We start from the raw sequence: 19,841 nt of genomic DNA on the forward strand, positions 1-19,841 counted from the left end.
TACAGGCGTCAGTGCGGCGTTTCTGGGTCATCCGCCACCAGGCCCCAATCTGCGCTTTTGCGGTCGGGGGCTGGTGTGGGTGGGGCTGGTGCGGTGGTGTGTTGCACGCCTTCCTCGCCCTGCAGTTTCAAGCGCAGGCGCAAGTTGTTCACCGAATCGGCGTTTTTCAACGCCTCTTCTTCACTGATCGCCCCCTCCACCGCCAGCTCGTAGAGTGCATGGTCGAAGGTCTGCATGCCCAGGTTCACGGATTTCTCCATGATGCCCTTGAGTTCGGAAAACTCGTTGCGGTGAATGAAATCGCGGATGGTCGGGGTGCCCAGCATCACTTCCACCGCCGCGCGGCGCTTGCCGTCGGTGGTGCGCACCAGCCGCTGCGAAACGAACGCCTGCAGGTTGTTGCCCAGGTCGTTGAGCAACTGCGGGCGACGGTCTTCGGGGAAGAAGTTGATGATGCGGTCCAGGGCCTGGTTGGCGTTGTTGGCGTGCAGAGTTGAAATGGCCAGGTGGCCGGTGTCGGCGAACGCCAGCGCATGTTCCATGGTTTCGCGATCGCGGATCTCGCCGATCAGGATGACGTCCGGCGCCTGGCGCAGGGTATTCTTCAAGGCCGCCTGGAAGCTGCGCGTATCGACCCCCACCTCGCGCTGGTTGATGATCGATTTCTTGTGCCGGTGGATGAATTCCACCGGGTCCTCGATGGTGATGATATGCCCGCTGCTGTTGCGGTTGCGGTAGTCGATCAAGGCTGCCAGCGACGTCGACTTGCCCGACCCGGTGGCGCCGACGAACAGCACCAGGCCGCGTTTTTCCATGATCACGTCGAGCAGCTTGCGCGGCAGCTTGAGGTCTTCGAAGCTGGGAATGTCGAGCTTGATGTTGCGTGCGACAATGGACACTTCGTTGCGCTGCTTGAAGATGTTGACGCGAAAGCGCCCTACCCCGTGGATCGACAGCGCCAGATTCATTTCCAGCTCGCGCTCGAAATCGATACGCTGCTCGGCGTCCATGATGCCGGCCGCGATCTCGGCGATGTCGCCGGGCTTCAACGCTTCGGCGCTCAAGGGTTTGAGCACGCCGTTGAACTTGGCACAGGGCGGCGCACCGGTGGACAGGTAGAGGTCGGAGCCGTCCTGACTGGCCAGGAGCTTGAGCAATGCTTGAATTTCCATGTGCTGGGGTCCTGCGAAGGCCGTCGATAGTAAGTACGCTATAGCTTGGCTGCATCTGCAGCCGCGGTAAATCAAAGGATAACGCAATGAATGCCTCACCTGTGGGCGGCAAGGTCGCGACATTGATCGCAAGCATGGACTGGGCCGACAGCCCCCTGCCCGCCCCCGATGCCTGGCCGCAGAGCCTGCGCACCGCCGTGGACATCGTCACTCACTCGCCCATGCCGATGCTGCTGCTGTGGGGCACGCAGCTGTGCCAGCTGTACAACGACGCCTTCGCGCTGCTGGTGGGTAGCAACCACCCGCGCGCCCTCGGCCAGCCGGTGGACAGCATCTGGCCGGAACTCAAGGCGTTCACCGACCCGATCTACGCCGCCGTGTTGCAGGGTGAGGTGCGCACCTTCAGCGAAAAGGACTTCAATCTGCCGCGCGAGGGCGATTCCGAACAAGTCTGGCTGGACCTCACCTACAGCCCGATCCGCGACGAAAACGAGCGGGTGGCCGGCATTCTGGTGACCGCCATCGAGGCCAACGAGCGGCGTGAAGTCAGCGCGCTGGGCCGTCGCGCCGAGCAGGAGCTGCGCGACCGGGAAGCGCATTTTCGCATGGCCATCGAGCTGTCACCCGCCGTGCACTGGACGGCCGAGGCCAATGGCCGGACCGACGGCAAGAGCCAGACCGAGCGCTGGCGACAACTGACTGGCATCCGCGGCCTGCAGGCGGATGAAGACTGGGCGCAGCTGATGCACCCGGATGACCACCTGCCGACCCTGGACACCTGGCAACTGGCAGTGAGCACCGGCCGCCCCTACGACGCCGAGTACCGCTTGCGCATGGCCGACGGCAGCTATCACTGGATGCATGCCCGCGCACTGCCCCAGCGCGATGCCGATGGCGTGATCCGGCAGTGGTTCGGCATGACCGAGGACGTGCAGAATCGCCGTCAGGTCGAGCAGGCCCTGCGCGAGCTCAACGAGCACCTGGAAACCCGGGTCAGCGAGCGTACCCAGGCCTTGGCCGAGGTCAACCTGCGGCTGCAGAACGAAATGCAGGAGCGCGAGCGCGCCGAAGAGGCGTTGCGCCATGCACAGAAGATGGAAGCGCTGGGCCAGTTGACCGGCGGTATTGCCCACGATTTCAACAACATGCTCACCGGCATCATCGGCAGCCTGGACCTGATGCAGCGCTACATCGACGCCGGGCGCAGCAGCGAGATCAAGCGCTTCAGCGAAGCGGCGATCAGTTCGGCGCATCGCGCGGCGGGCCTGACCCACCGGCTACTGGCGTTTTCGCGACGCCAGTCGCTGGACCGCAAGCGCCTGGCGCCCAACGAGCTGGTGCACTCGCTCGAAGAGCTGTTCAGCCGCACCTTGGGCGAGCACCTGCAACTGCGCCTGCAATTGGCCGAGGACGTGTGGCCGGTAAACACCGATGCCAGCCAACTGGAAAACGCCCTGCTCAATCTGGTCATCAACGCCCGCGACGCCATGCCCGAGAGCGGCGTGCTGACCATCGAGACCGCCAACTGCGAACTGGACGCCACGCCGGAAGGCGCGACCCTGGAACCGGTCAAGCCGGGCGCCTATGTCATGTTCCGGGTCAGCGACAACGGCAGTGGCATGAGTGCACCGATACTGGCCAAGGCGTTCGACCCCTTCTTCACCACCAAACCCATCGGCCAAGGTACCGGCTTGGGGCTGTCGATGATCTATGGCTTCGCCCAGCAATCGGGCGGTCAGGTGACGTTACAGAGCCGGCCTGGCGAGGGCACCTGTGTGCGCCTCTATCTGCCGCGCCACAGCGAACCGTTCGGCGACACCGCCGAGCAGCGCACTCCAGCCGTGGCACCGATGGCCCAGGCCGGGGAAAGCGTGCTGGTGGTCGAAGACGATCCGGCGGTGCGCATGCTGGTGCTGGATGTGCTGGACGAACTGGGCTATGCCGCGCATTCGGCAGCCGACGCCAGCGCCGCATTGGCGCTGCTCGAAGCAGGCCTGCACATCGACCTGCTGGTCACCGACGTGGGTCTGCCAGGCCTCAACGGCCGGCAATTGGCCGAGATTGCGCGCCAGCAGCGGCCTGGACTGAAGGTGCTGTTCATCACCGGCTACGCGGAAAAGGCCGCCGAGCGTTACGGGTTCCTGGCCGAGGGCATGGACATGATCACCAAACCGTTTTCCATCGAACGACTGGGCAGCAAGATCCGCGACATGATCAACCTGTCCTGATTTGCGGCATAATCAGCGGCTTTTTCAGCGAGCATCGGGTAATGAAGGCACAAGCAAGGCACATTCTGGTCAAGACTGCCGAGGAAGCGGAAGCGCTACGCCTGCGGATCGCCAAGGGCGAAGCGTTCGATGTGCTGGCGAAGAAATATTCGACCTGCCCGTCCGGCAAGCGCGGCGGCGACCTTGGCGAAGTTCGTCCTAGACAGATGATTGGGGCGATCGATCAGATCATCTTCAAGAAACCGCTGCGTACGGTGCATGGACCAGTGAAGAGCAAATTCGGTTACCACCTGGTGCAAGTGTTCTACCGCGACTGACATCACATCGGCAAACACCGCGCTCCATCAAAACCACCGCCCGCTTGCGACGCCATATCACCAAAAGCCCTGGCTAACGAAAACGACCACCCCTGTAGCAGCGGCGCAAGCCGCGTCGCCGGCACACGCGGTTCGTTGAAATGAACACGGCACAGTCGTTGCTGATTCAGAGGTACTCGCCGACAGCCCTCGGCATCTGATGCTGGCGCTTGAGGTCGGTACGCATGCCCGTAATCAGATTGGAAATCGCTCGGCTGCTGGTCAACTGCTCGGTGCGGATTCCGCTGAGTGTGTAGTCGACCTTATGCGTCGCCTGATCGAACACACGTACGGTCAAGGAACGATCGGTAGCTTGGGTGCACTGGCAGCGCTGGGGCAGGAAACTGCTTTCAATGATGTTACGCAGTTCAAGGGTGGACAACATGATGACACTCCATTCTTGGTCTTATCCCTGAAGTCGGGCTTGCCCGAAGACAGTGCACCTTTCATGCCCTCTGCACCAAAGCGTACTTCCTATATCAATCAAAGAGTTAGCATTCAGACCCGATCGACGCGTCGTGCATTGTGCAAGATCACGGTGCACAGCCGTTGCAATTTGCATAACACCAGGCCATTGAAACTTTGCCGATCCCCGTAGGGTCCCCTGCAGACACACCGCTCAGGGGCAATTCTCACCATGGCAAGAGCAATCTGGAAAGGCGCGATCAGTTTCGGTCTGGTGCACATCCCCGTGGCCCTGGTTTCAGCCACTGCCTCACAGGGTGTCGACTTCGATTGGCTGGATAAACGCAGCATGGACCCCGTCGGCTACAAGCGCATCAACAAGAAGACCGGCAAGGAGATGAACAAGGAAAACATCGTCAAGGGCGTCCAGTACGAGAAAGGTCGCTACGTTGTCCTGAGCGAAGACGAAATCCGAGCGGCCCACCCTGTATCGACACAAACCATCGATATCTTCTCTTTCGTTGATCGCACCCAGATCCCCCTGCCCAATATAGACACGCCCTACTTTCTCGCCCCGGATCGCCGTGGCGAAAAAGTGTATGCACTGTTGCGGGAAACATTGATCAGCACCAAGAAAGTTGCACTGGCTCTGGTGGTATTGCATACCCGTCAATACCTGGCTGCGCTGATGCCGCTGGACGGTGCACTGGTGATGGTGAAGTTGCGCTGGCCTTCCGAAGTGCGTGACCTGGATATTCTGGAGTTGGGCAAGGAAGTGAAAAAGCCCGAACTGACCAAGAAAGAACTGGACATGGCCAAGCGTCTGGTCGAAGACATGAGTGGCGACTGGCAGCCCAAAGAATATGTCGACAAGTTCGAGCAGAAGATCATGGCACTGGTCGAGAAGAAGGCCAACAAAGGGGAAATCGAAGACGTGGAAACCGAGTCCGACCAAGCGTCACGGCAAACCGCCGACGTCATCGACCTGACCGAGCTGCTCAAGCGCAGCCTCGCTGGCAAGCCTTCCGCTGCGGCCAAGCCCAAGCCGGCCAAAGCGAAAACCGCCGCGAAAAAAGCCCCGGCCAGACGCAGCCCGCGCAAGGCTTCTTGAGCACAAACAGCCAGGAACACCTTTGCGACTAATAGCGGCATCGATGAATAACTTTTTTCATCCACGCCGCTGTTGAATAACTTCATACCGCTCTGCCTTTTTAAAGCAACTTCCAACATTCGTCGACTACACTCGTTGCAACATTTGATTCCATTAACCACTTGATCGCTCACCGCGTCTTGTTTCGCGGCGAACGCGTGCGTGGGAGTTGTTGATGAACACCAACGAGTTGTTTAGACACCGCTGGTTATTGACCGCGTCGTTATTGACCAGTTGGGCCGACGCCAACATGGCATTGGCCGACTGCACGTTCGCTCCAGGCCTGGGCAATGACGCCTACGTGTGCGACAGCGGAACGGCCTCCTCGCTGAGCGATCTGCTGGGCAACAACAGCCTCACTTTGCCCCCAGGCGGCACCGGAACCATCACTGGAGCGGTCGAATTCGGCCCTGGCCAGGACAGCGTGTTGCTGGGCTCGGGCAGCATCGAAGGCGTGCTGAACACCGGTGCAGGCGCGGACACGGTGCTCGTCGGCGGGGGGCGATTGTCTTCCCTGATTCAGGGCGATGGCGCCGATACGCTTGAGGTGATAGGCGGTACCATCAGCGGCCCGGTCAGCCAGGGCAGCGGCATCGACAGCTTCATCATGCGCGGCGGGCAGATCCAGTCGCTCAGCCAAGGTGACGGGCTGGACACCTTTTCCATGACCGACGGCACCATCGTTGGTGCCTTCGAGGACGGTGATATCGCGCGAATGAGCGGCGGCACCATTGGCCGAGTCGACATGAAGCTGGACAACAACCTGTTCGAACTGTCTGGAGGCCGCATCAACGGCAACCTGGTCGCCGGCTTCGGCAACGATACCATCGCCGTGTCGGGTGGCAGCATCGGGGGCAACATCAGCGTCAGTGGCGGCGTCGACGAGGTCACGGTGAGCGGTGGCGACATCGGCGGCAATGTCTTGCTGAGCTTCGGCGACGACCGCTTCATCTGGCGCGACGCGGGCCTGATCCACGGCACCATCAGCATGGGCGCAGGCGACGACACGGCGCTGTTGAGCAACCTGGATGAAACCCAACTGGCATCGCCGCGCCTGATCTACGGGGATGCCGGCGTTGATACGTTGACCCTCGACAACAGCAAAACCCTTGGCGGCGCACGGTACAGCTACTGGGAAACGATCAAACTGAGCAACGGCTCGGTGCTGGACTTGCCCGATCGCCTGAGCCTGGCGGACGATTCGACGCCGCCGAACAGTGGCCTGCTCACTCTCGACCGCAGTAGCACCCTGGGCGCGACCCAAGGCACGGTCGGCCCGATCGTCGAGGGTCAGACGATCACGCTGAACAATGCCGGGCTGATCGACCTCACCCGCAGTGGCGCCCAGGCGGAAGACCGCCTGACCGTCATCGGCAACTACGTGGGCAACGACGCGCGCCTGAAACTGCACACGGTGCTCGCCGGTGACGACGCCCCTTCCGATCGGCTGGTCGTGGCTCAAGGCACGCTCAGTGGCCTCACTGCCATTACCGTCGACAACCTCGATGGCCGTGGCGCGCAGACCACAGCCAACGGCATCACACTGGTGGAGGCCACTCAAGGCGCGACCAGCACCAACGGTGCCTTTACCCTGGCCAACAACCTGTCGGTCGGCGCCTATCAGTATTACCTGTTCAAGGGTGGGGTCACTGCGGGCAGCGAGAACAGCTGGTTCCTGCGTTCGTCCGTGGTGGCGCCGCCCGTGGTGGTACCGCCGGTCACCGAGCCGCCCGTGGTGGTCCCGCCTGTCGTTGAGCCCCCCGTGGTCCAGCCCCCCACGGTCGAACCGCCTGTCATCGAGCCGCCAGTGGTCGAACCCCCTGTAGCCGAGCCGGGACCACCGGTCATAGAACCGCCCGCAGTCGAGCCACCCGTCATCGAGCCGCCGGTCCAGCCGCAGCCTCCTGGGCCCGAGCCAACGCCACCCACCCCTGCGCCGGGCGCTCAGGAACCCATCGCGGCGATCGGCACGCCGAACCTGCCACACCCGGCCCCCGGTCAGAGCATCGTGCTGTATCGGATCGAAGTGCCCGCCTACAGCGTCGTGCCGCCCGCTGCCGCCTTGCTGGCGCTGGACAGCCTGGGGAGCTTCCATGAGCGTCAGGGCGAACAAAGTCTGCTTACGGAACGCGGCGTCCTGCCTGCCGGGTGGGCCCGGACCTTCGGCAGTCACGGACGACAGCAGTGGGCTGGCGCTGCGACCCCTAACCTGAGCAGCAATATCAGTGGCTACCAGGTCGGCCACGATCTGTTCGCCGCCCTCAGCGACAACGGCTACCGCCAGCACGTCGGGCTGTTCGCCGGGCATGCTCGGCTGGATGGCAAAGTGCGCGGCTTCGCCCTGGGGTTCGACGACACCCCTTCGGGCCACATCCGCCTGCGCGCCGACAATCTTGGCGCCTATTGGACGGTGATCAGCCCTGCGGGGGCCTACCTTGACCTGGTCGCGATGAGCACCCGATTCGAGGGACGCAGCCGCTCCGAACGCGGCTACACGCTCGACCTCGACGGACACGGGGTGGCCGTATCCTTGGAAGCCGGTTACCCGCTCAGACTCTCCGAGCAATGGTTGCTGGAGCCACAGGTGCAAGTGGTCGGGCAGAAAATCACGCTGGACACGGCGCGTGATCCCGTATCGAAAGTGGCATTCGACAGCGAGCACTATTGGCGGACACGCTTGGGAGTGCGTTTGAAAGGGCAGTATCGGGTGGGCGGTACGCCGGTCGAACCCTATGTGCAGGCCAACCTTTGGCACACGCTTGACGGCGAAGACGCAGTGACCTTCGATGAGGTCGATACCCTGCGCAGCCAGCACCGGGCGACTCAAGCCAAACTGGGCATGGGCCTGGCCGCGCGGCTCAGCGACGACGTCAGCCTGTACCTGAACACCGACTACGCCCGCGGCCTGGATTCACAACCCCAGGAAAGCCTGCAGGGCAGCCTGGGGTTGCGAATCAGCTGGTAGGCTCAGGCCGGATCGTCTGGGCTCATGTCGGCGTCGCCGGTCTGGGTGCGCACCTGGCGCGGGTCCAGCTCAGGGTCGCGGTCCATCGGCACGGGCGAAAGACCTTCGTCACCGGGCCGCACGTCCTCGTCGAGCTTGCCTTCGGCGTAGGGTTCGGGCGCGACCGGGTCGTTGGGACGGTCCAAAGGGTCGGGAATCTGCGTCGAACTGCTGGGTGCCATATCATCCTCACAAAGCACAGTGGTTTCAGTGGATCGATGAACTCATGGCATCAGACGTGATCGCGACGCAGGGGTGCAGATTATTTTGTCGCAGAATCAAAGCGTTTCACGCTTAAAGGCAGGTGGCCAGCGATGCCAGTCGGCGCGTGGCGACCTCGCCCTGCTCGCGGGCGTAGAAGCTGACCTGACTACCGGCACCGCGCGGGCGGATGTCGGCGAAGTACGTGGCTGCGGGAGTGAACACGGTGTAACCGCCATCGCTGGCTTCGCTGGACGCATCGGTCATCACCCCGAACATGGCTTCGTCCTGCCAGCTGAACTGCACGCATTGGGCAATCTTCTGCGCAGGTTTCGTCGACGTCACGGTCTGCACCGGCGCACTGCTGCGCGCCTGTTTCATGTTGAGGCTGGTGCAACCAGTGAGTACGCACAGGCCAAGTGCTGCAGCGATGATTCGCATCGTCGTTTCCATTCCGGATTCAGATAAACCGCGAATGTAGCATCGACGTGAACGGGCAGCACCATTGCCGGAGCATCATTGGCAAAGGTGCATGGCAGTGAGCAGCAGGAAGAAGGCACCAAGCACCTCGAAATGGCCGAGCAACCAGGTGCCGAGGCGCGAGCGCCCGACCGTCCCGGAGCGGCCACACCATTGCGGCCACAGAGCGGCCGAAGTCGCCAGCACGGCGCCTGCCAACAGCAACAACACGTAGGCCATCGCAAGGTCCTGCGGTGATGAATGAAGATACGCCTTAGTGCTCGCCAGGCACCGCGCGTTCCACTGGCTTACGTGCACTTCGTCACAAAACCGCACGCACCCGGCATTGCCTGCATCGACGGGGGCCTGCACAATCGTGCCTTCTCCCACACCGATCGAAGGCCCCATGGCAGAACCCGATTCGCGTCACCAGGCCGCACTGGACCGTTTTCTCGAGATGAGTCCCGAGCTGCAAACGGAACTGGGCAGCCTCAACCCCCTGGCCGCACGTGCGGCAGGGCTGAGCATCGAGGAATACCGCGCCGAACGTCTGTACGAGGCCTTCGAAGAAGTCGCCAATGGCCAGGACCTGTTCGCCTGGGAACTGACCCTCAAGCTCACCGCCGACACCCCGGAAGACTTTCAGGCGCAACGGCTGGAGGTTCATAGGGAGGTGGCCGAGATGGCTGGCATGCCGTGGGAGGAGTACATGCAGCTCAATGGCCTGAAGGACGCCTCGGGCTCGGCGTAAAACGCAAGCACCCTGCGCAAGGCAGGGTGCAGGTTCACTGGGCAGGCCGGGCTCTTATCTAGAGGATATTAGCTAGAGGCTATTGCCGGGCGAAGGCTCTTCGTCTTCGTCGACGGGCGGAGTGGCCTCGGTATCGGGTTCTTCCACCGCCTTGTTCCCAGGCGAGCCGTCCTGTTCGTCATCATGCTCGTCGTGGATATCAGGGTAGCCCTCTTCCCCGCTACCTGGCTCGGCGGGCCCTGGATACGGATTCTGCGGGTGGTTGTTGTCTTCGACCATGATATGTCTCCTTTCGTGGCGCGGTTTATCCGCACCTGATAGTGGGAGATCACCGCAACCCGGGAAGTGCCACTGACGTGACGAGCGGTTTGCCCTTCCCTGCAAACCAGCCACTGCCTTGTCTTCTGAGGTTTCTTTGCTATAGCTAAAGGCCTCTCTGATCATTCAGGCAATGGAGTGGCCGTCATGAAAAAGATGAGTGTGAGTCAGCTGACCATGCTGACAGCCGTCAACATGCTGGGATCCGGCATCGTTCTGTTACCCACCAAGCTCGCCGAAGTCGGCGGCATTTCGATTCTCTCCTGGCTGATCACGGCTACCGGCTCACTGGCCCTGGCCTATGCCTTCGCCCGCTGCGGCATGCTCAGCCGAAAGACCGGCGGCATGGGCGGCTACGCGGAATACACCTTCGGCAAGTCGGGCAACTACATCACCAACTACACCTACGGACTGTCCCTGCTGATCGCCAACGTGGCGATCAGCATCACGGCGGTCGGTTACATCCAGACGCTGTTCGATATCAGACTCGATTCGCTGCAAGTGGGCCTGGCGACCATCGCGCTGTTATGGCTGACCACCTTCGCCAACTTCGGCGGGGCAAGCGTCACCGGCAAGATCGGCTCGATCACGGTGTGGGGCGTGATCGCACCCGTGGTGCTGGTGTCGACGATCGGCTGGTTCTGGTTCGAAAGCGGCACCTATGCGGCCGGCTGGAACCCCCACGGCATGCCCTGGTACGAAGCGGCCGGCGCCTCGGTGGCAATCACCCTGTGGGCGTTTCTTGGCCTGGAATCGGCGTGTGCCAACGGCGACGCCGTGGAAAACCCGGAAAAAAACGTACCTATTGCCGTGCTCGGCGGCACGTTGGGCGCGGCGGTGATCTACATCCTGTCCACCAATGTGATTGCCGGCATCGTCGACAATGCCGAGCTGGTTTCCTCCACCGCGCCGTTCGGCCTGGTGTTCGCCAAGATGTTCACGCCGATGATCGGCAACCTGGTCATGGGCCTGATGGTGCTCGCCTGCATCGGTTCGCTGCTGGGTTGGCAGTTCACCGTGGCCCAGGTCTTCAAAAGCTCGGCCGACACGGGCTACTTTCTGCCGATCTTCGCCAAGATCAACAAGCACGGGGTGCCGATCATCAGCATGCTGATCCTGCTCGCCATCCAGACCGCGATGGCCTTGCTGACCATCAGCCCAGACCTGGCCAAGCAGTTCGACACCCTGATGAGCCTGGCGGTGGTCACCAACCTGGTGCCGTACATTCTGTCGATGGCCACCTTGATGACCTTGCAGAAGGTGTCGAATGTCCCGGCCAACAAGGCCTTGATAACCAACGTCGTCGCCGCGGTCGCGACGGCCTACAGCTACCTGGCGCTGTACAGCTCGGGAGCCCAGGCCCTGATGCTGGGCGGCGTGGCGACCATTGTAGGCTACACGCTGTTCGGCTTCGTCAACAACCGCCTGATTCGCCTGGAGGCGCTCAACAACAGCGCCCCGACCCAGACCGTTGCGGCCCAGCACATCGTCGGCACGCCGATTCCGGTGAACAGCCTGCCCCGTACCCCTAACAACCCCCCTGCCCTGGAAGCGCGACCATGACGGACCATAGAAACCTGCTTGGCATGCTGGCTTTGTTGATCAGCGACCAACCCGACAAACGCACTGTGTTCGGGCGGGCGCTGATTCAGCTGATCACCGATGTGGAGGAGCGATCCATCAGCGTGATCACCTCCGAGCGTCTGGACGATGCCAAGTCGATCCTGAGCACCGACCCGGCGATCCAGTGCGTATTGCTCAGTTGGGAAATGGACAGGAGTGCCGACCATCAGCAATGCATCGATCTGCTCGCCCGCCTGCGCGAGCGCAACACGCGGGTGCCGGTGTTTCTGATCAGCGACCGCAGCACCGCATCCAACGTGCCGTTGATCGTCATGCAGCACGCCGACGACTTCATCTGGCTGCCCGAGGACACCAGTCGTTTCCTCAGTGGGCGGATCCTGGCGGCCATGGAACGCTATCGCCAGGCGGTGCTGCCGCCCATGTTCGGCGCCCTGCTCAAGTTCGCCCGCAGTTATGAATACTCCTGGCACACCCCGGGCCACGCCGGCGGTACGGCCTTTCTGAAAAGCACGGCTGGCCGGGCGTTCTATGAGTTCTTCGGGGAAAACCTGCTGCGCTCGGACCTGTCCATTTCGGTTGGCGAACTGGGCTCGCTGCTCGACCACAGTGGCCCCATTGGCCAGGGCGAGCGATACGCGGCCAAGGTGTTCGGCGCCCATCGCACCTACTACGTCACCAATGGCTCGTCGATGTCGAACCGGGTGATTCTGATGGCCAGCGTCACCCGCGATCAGATCGCGCTGTGCGACCGTAACTGCCACAAGTCTGCCGAGCACGCGATGACCCTGTCCGGGGCGATCCCGACCTACCTGGTGCCGACGCGCAATCGCTTCGGCATCATCGGCCCGATCCTACCGCAGACGTTGAGCGCGGTCGCGGTACGCGCGGCCATTGCGAGCAACCCGCTGGTCGGGTCGCACATCGACCCCACGCCGGTGCACGCCATCGTCACCAACTCCACCTATGACGGCTTGACCTACAACGTCACGCGGGTAGAAGAATTGCTCGGGCAAAGCGTCGACCGCCTGCACTTCGACGAGGCATGGTATGGCTACGCGCGGTTCAATCCTTTGTACAAGGACCGCTTTGCGATGCACGGCAGCCCCGATGACCACGACGCCTCCAAGCCGACGGTGTTCGCCACCCAGTCCACCCACAAACTGCTGGCCGCGCTGTCCCAGGCATCGATGATCCATGTGCGCAACGGGCGCAATCCTATTCACCACGCACGCTTCAACGAGTCGTACATGATGCATGCGTCGACCTCGCCCAACTACGCGATCATGGCCTCCTGCGACGTCAGTTCGGCCATGATGGAGGCGCCGAGCGGGCAGATCCTGACCAATGAATCCATCGAGGAAGCCATTGCGTTTCGCCAGGTGATTTCACGGATGCACGCTGACATGCGGGCCAACGATGACTGGTTCGTGTCCTGCTGGCAGCCACCGTCGATAGACATCGGCGGGGCCGCCATCGACTTCCATGAAGTCGATCCGGCGAAGCTCAAGTCCGACCCGAACTGCTGGGTGCTGCACCCCGGCGAAGTCTGGCATGGTTTCGGCGACATCGAAGACGGTTACTGCATGCTCGATCCGATCAAGGTGTCGATTCTGACCCCCGGCATGGGCGACGACGGGCAACTGCTGGACTTCGGCATTCCGGCCTGTGTGGTGAGTGCGTATCTGGGCCGGCAAGGGATCGTGGTCGAGAAAACCACCGACTTCACCCTGCTCTTCCTGTTCTCCATCGGTATCACCAAGGGCAAGTGGGGCACCCTGGTGAACGCGCTGCTGGATTTCAAGCGCGACTACGACGCCAACCTTGAGCTGGAACTGTGCCTGCCCGACCTGCTCGCCGCCACGCAGCAGCGCTACAGCGGCATGGGCCTCAGAGACCTGGCCGAAGAGATCTTCACGGCGATGAAGGCCAATCGCACCACGGCCGCCATGGCGGCAGCCTTCGGCATGCTGCCCCAAGCCGAGTTCAGCCCGGTACAGGCCTACGAGAAGCTGGTCCGTAACGAGGTGGAACTGGTGACGCTGGACGATGCGGCTGGACGGGTCGTGGCGACGGGCATCGTGCCCTACCCGCCCGGCATTCCGTTACTGATGCCCGGCGAGAACGCCGGTGCGGCGGACGGGCCGCTGCTCGCCTACCTGAAGGCGCTGGAGAGCTTCGACCGCGCGTTTCCCGGCTTTGCCCACGACACCCATGGGATCGACAACGATGCCGGGGTGTACCGACTGTCGGTGCTCAGGTAGGGAGACCAACGGCAGTTTTCAGCTTTACGGCCGTGCTATCGGCTCGGCCGCATTTCTGAGAAACTGGACCGTCGGGCACCTCGCCCGGTACCTCTCTCATCCATCGGAGATCCGCTTGCACATCGTACCCAAGGGTCTCGACAATGATGAACGACTGTCCCACGTGCTGCAGGCCAGCGAACGACTGGCCATGGCCGAGTCCATCGACGAGGTGGTGAGCGTTCTTCGCGACACGGCTCGGGCGACGGTGGGCGCCGAGGGCATCGCGGTCGTCATCGAAAATGGCGGGCACTGCACCTACGTGGCCGAGGACGCGATTTCCCCGCTGTGGAGCGGCAAGACGTTTCCGATCGATCGCTGCGTGTCCGGCTGGGCGATGCTCGACAACAAGACCTACGTCATCCCGGACGTGCGGCTGGACCCGCGTATCCCGCGGGAAGCCTACGACCCGACGTTCGTGCGCAGCCTGGTCATGGTCCCGATCGGCAAACCGCTGGCGGTGGCCGCGCTCGGCGCGTACTGGTCACAGGTGCGCCCCCATAACCGCGACACGATCGAACGCCTGGAAAGCCTGGCGCGTCTGGCCACCATTGCCATCGAAAACGCGCGTCTGACCCAGGCGCGCAACCGCGCGGCCGCCATCGGCGCTGCGCAGAATCGCATGCTCGCGCTGGCAGTGGCCGAAGGCAGCCTGGACGTCACGCTGGAAGCGATCGTGCGCGAGGTCGAAACCCTGTCCACGTCCGGTCTGCTGGGAAGCGTTCTGCTGCTGGACGACCAGGGGCGGCGCGTGCAGCGCTGCGTGGGCCCCAGCCTTCCTGGTCACTACACCGGGGCGGTCGAAGGTCTTTGCCTGGACTTGGACGCTGGCAAGACGAACGCCGGCGACAGTTCGAACGACGTGTTGGCAAACCAGCTGGCAGTGTTGGCCAACGAGCATGGCTTGCAGGTGTGCTGGTCGACTCCGATCCGTTCCACGCAAGGCGTCGTGATGGGTGCCTTTGTGTTGTATCACCCCGAGGTAAGGCAGGCCGTTCCGGCCGACGTCGAGATCATCGATTTCGTCGTGCAGACCATTGGCCTCATGGTGCACCGCGCGCAAGTCGATGTCGCCGTGCGCACCAGCGAGGCCCGGTTGCGTCTGGCGGTGGACCACGCCGATGTCGGGTTCTGGGACGTGGACCTGGTGCAGAACACGCTGGTGTGGCCACCGCAGACCAAGGCGATGTTCGGCATCTCGGCCGATGTGTCGGTCACCCTCGAGGACTTCTACCAGGGTCTGCACCCTCACGATCGCCGGGCGACCATAGAGGCCTTCACAGCAGCCATGGATCCTGACCGGCGGGCCCTCTATGACGTGGACTATCGCACCATTGGCCGTGAGGATGGTGTGGTTCGCTGGGTGGCGGCCAAGGGACGGGCCGTGTTCGATGAGCACGGACGCTGTCTGCGCGTCACTGGCACGGCGATGGACATCACCGCCCGCAAGAACGCCGATGAGAAACTGCGCGAACTCAATGCCACGCTCGAAGGGCGCGTGGCCCAAGCCATCGCCGAGCGTGAAGAAGTCCAGTTGGCTTTGCGGCAGAGCCAGAAGATGGAAGCCATGGGGCAGCTCACCGGTGGCGTGGCCCACGATTTCAACAACCTGCTCACCCCGATCGTCGGCACGCTGGACATGCTCCAGCGCCGGGGCGTGGGCGGCGAGCGGGAGCAACGGCTGATCTCCGGCGCCGTGCAATCGGCGGATCGCGCCAAGACGCTGGTACAGCGGCTACTGGCCTTTGCCCGACGCCAGCCGCTGCAGGCGGTCGCCGTCAACGTCGGCAAGCTGGTCAGCGACATGGGCGACCTGCTGGCCAGCACCACCGGCCCGCAGATCAAGGTCGTCGTCGATGCGCCGGAGCATCTGCCCGCGGCGATCGCCGACGTCAACCAACTGGAGATGGCGCTGCTCAACCTCTCCGTCAATGCCCGTGACGCGATGCTCGAAGGCGGGATACTGCGCATCTCCGCCTGCATGGAATCGATCGAGGCAGGGCATCGGTCGGGGCTTGCCGTGGGCAACTACCTCTGCCTGTCCGTCGCGGACACCGGCTCGGGCATGGACGCCGCCACTCTGGCGCGTGCGGTGGAACCGTTCTTCTCCACCAAGGGCGTCGGCCAGGGCACCGGCCTGGGGCTGTCGATGGTGCACGGGCTGGCTTCGCAGTTGAACGGCGCGCTGACCATTCAAAGCTCACCGGGCCTGGGCACCAACGTCGAACTGTGGCTGCCACGCAGCGTTACCCTTCCCGCCGAGGCCCTGCGCTTGGTCGACACGCCGGAGCTGTCCTCCAGCCGCGGCGTCGCGTTGCTGGTGGACGACGAAGAGCTGGTGCGGGCAAGTACCTCTTACATGCTGGCCGAGCTGGGCTATTGCGTCATCGAGGCCGCGTCCGGCGAGGAAGCCATCGCCCTGATGGACACCGGCGAGCCCTTCGACCTGCTGATCACCGACCACCTCATGCCAGGCATCAGCGGCACCGATCTGGCCAGGCAAGTCCGCTGCTCCCGGCCGGGGACCGCGATCCTGCTGGTTTCAGGCTATGCCGAGCGCGAAGGCCTCGACCCGGACCTGCCGCGGTTGAGCAAGCCGTTCAGGAAGAATGAGTTGGCGATGAGTCTGGCGCAGTTGGGGCGCGAGGGCTGACAGTGGAGACACGGTCCGTCACACGGCCATGGCCTTGCGATGGACCAGGCTTTCGCCGAACCGAGAGTACGTCGGGCAGACGTACAACTACCGCCGTACCTATGCGACAATAGCCGCACTGTCCGGTCTGCATCCCGCCTTTATTGCCCGGCTCCAGCGTGGTATCGCGTCGGCCATCGAATCGATATCACCTGAACCCATCGCTCCCCCAGTTATTGATAGGTAAGCTCCTTGATCTCCACAGCTAACATCACCATGCAGTTTGGCGCCAAGCCGCTGTTCGAGAACGTTTCCGTGAAATTCGGCAACGGCAACCGCTACGGCCTGATCGGCGCCAATGGATGTGGCAAGTCGACGTTCATGAAGATCCTGGGCGGCGATCTGGAGCCCTCGGGTGGGCAGGTCATGCTCGAACCGAACGTGCGCCTGGGCAAGCTGCGTCAGGATCAGTTCGCCTACGAGCAGTTCAGCGTGATCGATACGGTCATCATGGGCCACGAGGAGCTGTGGAAGGTCAAGGCCGAGCGCGACCGTATCTACTCGCTGCCGGAAATGAGCGAGGAAGACGGCATGGCCGTCGCCGAGCTGGAGACCGAGTTCGCGGAAATGGACGGCTACACCGCCGAGTCCCGTGCCGGCGAGCTGTTGCTGGGTCTGGGCATTCCGCTGGAGCAGCATTTCGGCCCGATGACCGAAGTCGCGCCGGGTTGGAAGCTGCGGGTGCTGCTGGCACAGGCGTTGTTCTCGGATCCTGAAGTGCTGTTGCTCGACGAACCGACCAACCACCTGGACATCAACACCATTCGCTGGCTGGAAAACATCCTCACGGCGCGTAACAGCACCATGATCATCATTTCCCACGACCGGCACTTCCTCAACAGCGTCTGCACTCACATGGCCGACCTCGATTACGGCGAGTTGCGTCTGTTCCCAGGCAACTACGACGAGTACATGACCGCAGCGACCCAATCGCGCGAGCAGCTGCTGTCGGACAACGCCAAGAAGAAAGCCCAGATCGCCGAACTGCAAACCTTCGTTTCGCGCTTCTCGGCCAACGCTTCCAAAGCCAAGCAGGCGACGTCGCGGGCCAAGCAGATCGACAAGATCCAGCTGGCCGAGGTCAAGCCTTCGAGCCGCGTCAGCCCGTTCATCCGCTTCGAGCAGAACAAGAAGCTGCACCGCCAGGCGGTCACCGTCGAGCGCATGTCCAAGGGTTTCGACGGCAAGCCGTTGTTCGAGAACTTCAGCTTCGTGGTCGAGGCTGGCGAGCGTGTGGCGATCATCGGCCCGAACGGGATCGGCAAGACCACCCTGCTGCGTACCCTGGTCGGCGAGCTGACCCCGGACGCGGGCGCGGTGAAGTGGACCGAGAGCGCGGAGCTTGGCTATTACGCCCAGGACCACGCGCACGATTTCGAAGACGACATGAACCTGTTCGACTGGATGGGCCAGTGGACCCAGGGCGAGCAGATGGTGCGTGGCACCTTGGGCCGCATGCTGTTCTCCAACGATGAGATTCTCAAGTCGGTGAAGGTGATTTCCGGTGGTGAGCAGGGGCGCATGCTGTTCGGCAAGCTGACCTTGCAGAAGCCCAACGTACTGATCATGGACGAGCCGACCAACCACTTGGACATGGAGTCGATCGAGGCGCTAAACCTGGCGCTGGAGAACTACCCTGGCACACTGGTATTCGTGAGCCATGACCGCGAGTTCGTCTCTTCCCTGGCCACCCGGATCATCGAGCTGAGCGCCAGCGGCGTGGTCGACTTCAGCGGCACGTACGACGACTACCTGCGCAGCCAAGGCGTGGTTTTCTAAACCCGAAGTCCGTGTAGCAGCGGCGCGAGCCGCGTCCGGGGGCGCCGCGTTTGTTCTGACCCTCCGCGTGCGCCGCCCTTGTAGCAGCGGCGCGAGCCGCGTCCAGGGGCGCCGCGGTTGTTCTGACCCTGCGCGGGAGCCGCTGCTACAGGGGTTCGGGGCGGCCGAGGAGGAAGCCTTGGGCGTTGGCGGCGCCCAGGCGTTTGAGTTGCGACAGTTCGGCTTCGGTTTCAACGCCTTCGGCGACGATCACGCTGCCGGTCTCCCGGGCGAAGGCGATCAAGGCCGACGCCATGGCGCGTCGCTGGAAATCCTGATCGATACCGCGGGTCAGGCTCATGTCGAGCTTGATGATGTCCGGGCGCACCTGAAGGATATGCCGCATGCTGGCATACCCGGCGCCCGCGTCATCGATCGCCACCCGCACACCTCGCACCCGCAGCGGCTGCAAGGCCACCTGCAACGATGCGTAATCCTGCACCACGGCATGTTCGGTCAGCTCCAGCACCAGGCGCTCGGCAGGATATTCCTGGAGAAGCCCCAGCAATACGCCGCTGAGCACTAGCTCGGGCGAGCAGTTGATGCTCAGGTAGGTGTCGGGCGCCAGCCGTGACAGCCCGGCCAGGGCCTCGCGGATGGCAAGGCACTCCAGTTCCGTTCCCAGCCCGACTTCGGCGGCTTCCTTGAACCACACGTCCGGAGTGCGTGCGGGGTGGCCTCCGAAGCGTGACAGGCACTCCCACCCCGCCACACGCATAGTGTGCAGGTCGAAGATCGGCTGATAGACCACCCGCGGCTGACGCGACTCGATGACTTCGAGCACTCGCGAGGTCTTGACGTCATGGTCGCGGGCCCTCTGCAGATCGGTTTCGAGGCGCTCGGCGATCAGTTCGGCGAAGACGTTCATCATCTTCAGATCGCGCTCGCTCAGCCCCGGATCGGGCGTGTGGCTGAAGCAGCAAAAGGTCCCGTATAGTCGGCCGTCGCTCAAGTGAATGGGCACGCTCATGTGCGCACCGACCGGCAGACCTGGGGTTTGAGGCACGGCCATGGCGGCCGGCAATTGACCGGTGTCACGAATCAATCCGGGCAGTTCGCCGCTGACAACCCCGCGACAGTAGCCGGCGCTCATCTCGAGCACATCCCCTGGGCTGAGCGGCACCGGGCTGGCGGCATCGACGTGAGTGAACACGCGGTCGCTCCCGCGAAAATGGGAAACGAACGCTACATCCATGCCTAGATGTGTGCGCATGGCGCGCAACACACGATCCACGCAGCCTGCCTCGGTGGCAGACAACGGCTTCAGCGCAACCAGGTCCATCAGGTTATCGGCTGTCATGACGCACTATCGCCTCCTAATGTGATAGTGCCATCAGTGTAGATGGACCGCCCCCCCTTCCTACAAGTAAAAAACGACGAGTCGCCCCAACGGTAGGCTCGAG

General features: G+C 62.9%; 16 protein-coding genes. 9 read left to right on the forward strand and 7 right to left on the reverse strand.

All coding sequences use genetic code 11. The features are described from left to right. Nucleotides 1-8: 8 nt before the first annotated feature. Complete coding sequence (locus tag ASF66_RS04620) at nt 9-1,172, reverse strand: PilT/PilU family type 4a pilus ATPase (RefSeq protein WP_049859379.1); 1,164 nt, start codon at nt 1,170-1,172, stop codon at nt 9-11. Nucleotides 1,173-1,258: 86 nt separating this feature from the next. On the opposite strand from ASF66_RS04620, the gene ASF66_RS04625 reads away from it, so the two are divergent. After that, the gene (locus tag ASF66_RS04625) at nt 1,259-3,400 is read left to right on the forward strand and encodes a hybrid sensor histidine kinase/response regulator (protein WP_056842909.1); all 2,142 of its coding nucleotides are present in this window, start codon (nt 1,259-1,261) and stop codon (nt 3,398-3,400) included. Between the two features lie 41 nt (nt 3,401-3,441). After that, the gene (locus tag ASF66_RS04630; protein WP_056842910.1) at nt 3,442-3,717 is read left to right on the forward strand and encodes a peptidylprolyl isomerase; all 276 of its coding nucleotides are present in this window, start codon (nt 3,442-3,444) and stop codon (nt 3,715-3,717) included. 166 nt (nt 3,718-3,883) lie between these two features. On the opposite strand, the gene ASF66_RS04635 is transcribed toward ASF66_RS04630, so the two are convergent. After that, nucleotides 3,884-4,141 (reverse strand): DUF1652 domain-containing protein, encoded by a 258-nt coding sequence (locus tag ASF66_RS04635; RefSeq protein WP_056842911.1) that lies wholly within the window; start codon nt 4,139-4,141, stop codon nt 3,884-3,886. Between the two features lie 252 nt (nt 4,142-4,393). Here ASF66_RS04635 and ku point away from each other — a divergent pair, with 252 nt between their 5' ends. Together ku and ASF66_RS04645 are read left to right on the forward strand one after the other, a co-directional pair. Continuing rightward, complete coding sequence (gene ku / locus ASF66_RS04640; RefSeq protein ID WP_056842912.1) at nt 4,394-5,272, forward strand: non-homologous end joining protein Ku; 879 nt, start codon at nt 4,394-4,396, stop codon at nt 5,270-5,272. 214 nt (nt 5,273-5,486) lie between these two features. Further along, complete coding sequence (locus tag ASF66_RS04645) at nt 5,487-8,276, forward strand: autotransporter family protein (protein ID WP_056842913.1); 2,790 nt, start codon at nt 5,487-5,489, stop codon at nt 8,274-8,276. Between the two features lie 2 nt (nt 8,277-8,278). Here ASF66_RS04645 and ASF66_RS04650 read toward each other — a convergent pair whose 3' ends face one another. The 3 genes from ASF66_RS04650 to ASF66_RS04660 form a co-directional block, all read right to left on the reverse strand. Next, nucleotides 8,279-8,497: a hypothetical protein gene (locus ASF66_RS04650; protein WP_056842914.1), complete on the reverse strand. Its 219-nt coding sequence runs from the start codon at nt 8,495-8,497 to the stop codon at nt 8,279-8,281. A 112-nt stretch (nt 8,498-8,609) separates the two neighbouring features. Further along, nucleotides 8,610-8,957, reverse strand: a complete 348-nt coding sequence (locus ASF66_RS04655; protein ID WP_056842915.1) for a hypothetical protein — start codon at nt 8,955-8,957, stop codon at nt 8,610-8,612. 75 nt (nt 8,958-9,032) lie between these two features. Further along, entirely contained in the window at nt 9,033-9,215 is a 183-nt protein-coding gene (locus tag ASF66_RS04660; RefSeq protein WP_049859372.1) for a hypothetical protein, read from the reverse strand. A 166-nt stretch (nt 9,216-9,381) separates the two neighbouring features. Here ASF66_RS04660 and ASF66_RS04665 point away from each other — a divergent pair, with 166 nt between their 5' ends. After that, nucleotides 9,382-9,726, forward strand: coding sequence for a DUF6388 family protein (locus tag ASF66_RS04665; protein WP_056842916.1), 345 nt, complete (start codon nt 9,382-9,384; stop codon nt 9,724-9,726). A gap of 72 nt (nt 9,727-9,798) precedes the next feature. Here the strand turns inward: ASF66_RS04665 and ASF66_RS04670 are convergent, their stop codons facing one another. After that, nucleotides 9,799-10,005, reverse strand: coding sequence for a hypothetical protein (locus tag ASF66_RS04670; protein ID WP_056842917.1), 207 nt, complete (start codon nt 10,003-10,005; stop codon nt 9,799-9,801). 177 nt (nt 10,006-10,182) lie between these two features. Here ASF66_RS04670 and potE point away from each other — a divergent pair, with 177 nt between their 5' ends. From potE to ASF66_RS04690, 4 genes are all read left to right on the forward strand, one after another. After that, nucleotides 10,183-11,607 carry a putrescine-ornithine antiporter gene (gene potE / locus ASF66_RS04675; protein ID WP_056842918.1) on the forward strand — a complete coding sequence of 475 codons (1,425 nt, stop codon included), beginning with the start codon at nt 10,183-10,185 and terminating at the stop codon, nt 11,605-11,607. Then, nucleotides 11,604-13,889, forward strand: a complete 2,286-nt coding sequence (locus tag ASF66_RS04680; RefSeq protein WP_056842919.1) for an Orn/Lys/Arg decarboxylase N-terminal domain-containing protein — start codon at nt 11,604-11,606, stop codon at nt 13,887-13,889. The genes potE and ASF66_RS04680 overlap by 4 nt, the downstream gene beginning before the upstream one ends. Nucleotides 13,890-14,079: 190 nt before the next feature. Next, nucleotides 14,080-16,581, forward strand: coding sequence for a GAF domain-containing protein (locus ASF66_RS04685; protein WP_177331290.1), 2,502 nt, complete (start codon nt 14,080-14,082; stop codon nt 16,579-16,581). 231 nt (nt 16,582-16,812) lie between these two features. Further along, nucleotides 16,813-18,399, forward strand: a complete 1,587-nt coding sequence (locus ASF66_RS04690) for an ABC-F family ATPase (RefSeq protein WP_082223560.1) — start codon at nt 16,813-16,815, stop codon at nt 18,397-18,399. A gap of 145 nt (nt 18,400-18,544) precedes the next feature. Here the strand turns inward: ASF66_RS04690 and ASF66_RS04695 are convergent, their stop codons facing one another. Beyond that, a complete protein-coding gene (locus ASF66_RS04695) occupies nt 18,545-19,738 on the reverse strand; it encodes a sensor domain-containing phosphodiesterase (protein ID WP_056842920.1) in 1,194 nt (397 codons plus the stop codon). Between the last annotated feature and the right edge of the window lie 103 nt (nt 19,739-19,841).

Source organism: Pseudomonas sp. Leaf129 (genome assembly GCF_001423465.1).
In the GTDB taxonomy this organism is placed as follows: domain Bacteria; phylum Pseudomonadota; class Gammaproteobacteria; order Pseudomonadales; family Pseudomonadaceae; genus Aquipseudomonas; species Aquipseudomonas coleopterorum.

What these genes read in the sequence shown, in the direction of transcription:
- ASF66_RS04620 (WP_049859379.1), bottom strand. Translation starts at nt 1,172, where the DNA reads ATGGAAATTCAAGCATTGCTCAAGCTCCTGGCCAGTCAGGACGGCTCC.
- ASF66_RS04625 (WP_056842909.1), top strand. Translation starts at nt 1,259, where the DNA reads ATGAATGCCTCACCTGTGGGCGGCAAGGTCGCGACATTGATCGCAAGC.
- ASF66_RS04630 (WP_056842910.1), top strand. Translation starts at nt 3,442, where the DNA reads ATGAAGGCACAAGCAAGGCACATTCTGGTCAAGACTGCCGAGGAAGCG.
- ASF66_RS04635 (WP_056842911.1), bottom strand. Translation starts at nt 4,141, where the DNA reads ATGTTGTCCACCCTTGAACTGCGTAACATCATTGAAAGCAGTTTCCTG.
- ku (WP_056842912.1), top strand. Translation starts at nt 4,394, where the DNA reads ATGGCAAGAGCAATCTGGAAAGGCGCGATCAGTTTCGGTCTGGTGCAC.
- ASF66_RS04645 (WP_056842913.1), top strand. Translation starts at nt 5,487, where the DNA reads ATGAACACCAACGAGTTGTTTAGACACCGCTGGTTATTGACCGCGTCG.
- ASF66_RS04650 (WP_056842914.1), bottom strand. Translation starts at nt 8,497, where the DNA reads ATGGCACCCAGCAGTTCGACGCAGATTCCCGACCCTTTGGACCGTCCC.
- ASF66_RS04655 (WP_056842915.1), bottom strand. Translation starts at nt 8,957, where the DNA reads ATGCGAATCATCGCTGCAGCACTTGGCCTGTGCGTACTCACTGGTTGC.
- ASF66_RS04660 (WP_049859372.1), bottom strand. Translation starts at nt 9,215, where the DNA reads ATGGCCTACGTGTTGTTGCTGTTGGCAGGCGCCGTGCTGGCGACTTCG.
- ASF66_RS04665 (WP_056842916.1), top strand. Translation starts at nt 9,382, where the DNA reads ATGGCAGAACCCGATTCGCGTCACCAGGCCGCACTGGACCGTTTTCTC.
- ASF66_RS04670 (WP_056842917.1), bottom strand. Translation starts at nt 10,005, where the DNA reads ATGGTCGAAGACAACAACCACCCGCAGAATCCGTATCCAGGGCCCGCC.
- ASF66_RS04680 (WP_056842919.1), top strand. Translation starts at nt 11,604, where the DNA reads ATGACGGACCATAGAAACCTGCTTGGCATGCTGGCTTTGTTGATCAGC.
- ASF66_RS04685 (WP_177331290.1), top strand. Translation starts at nt 14,080, where the DNA reads ATGGCCGAGTCCATCGACGAGGTGGTGAGCGTTCTTCGCGACACGGCT.
- ASF66_RS04695 (WP_056842920.1), bottom strand. Translation starts at nt 19,738, where the DNA reads ATGACAGCCGATAACCTGATGGACCTGGTTGCGCTGAAGCCGTTGTCT.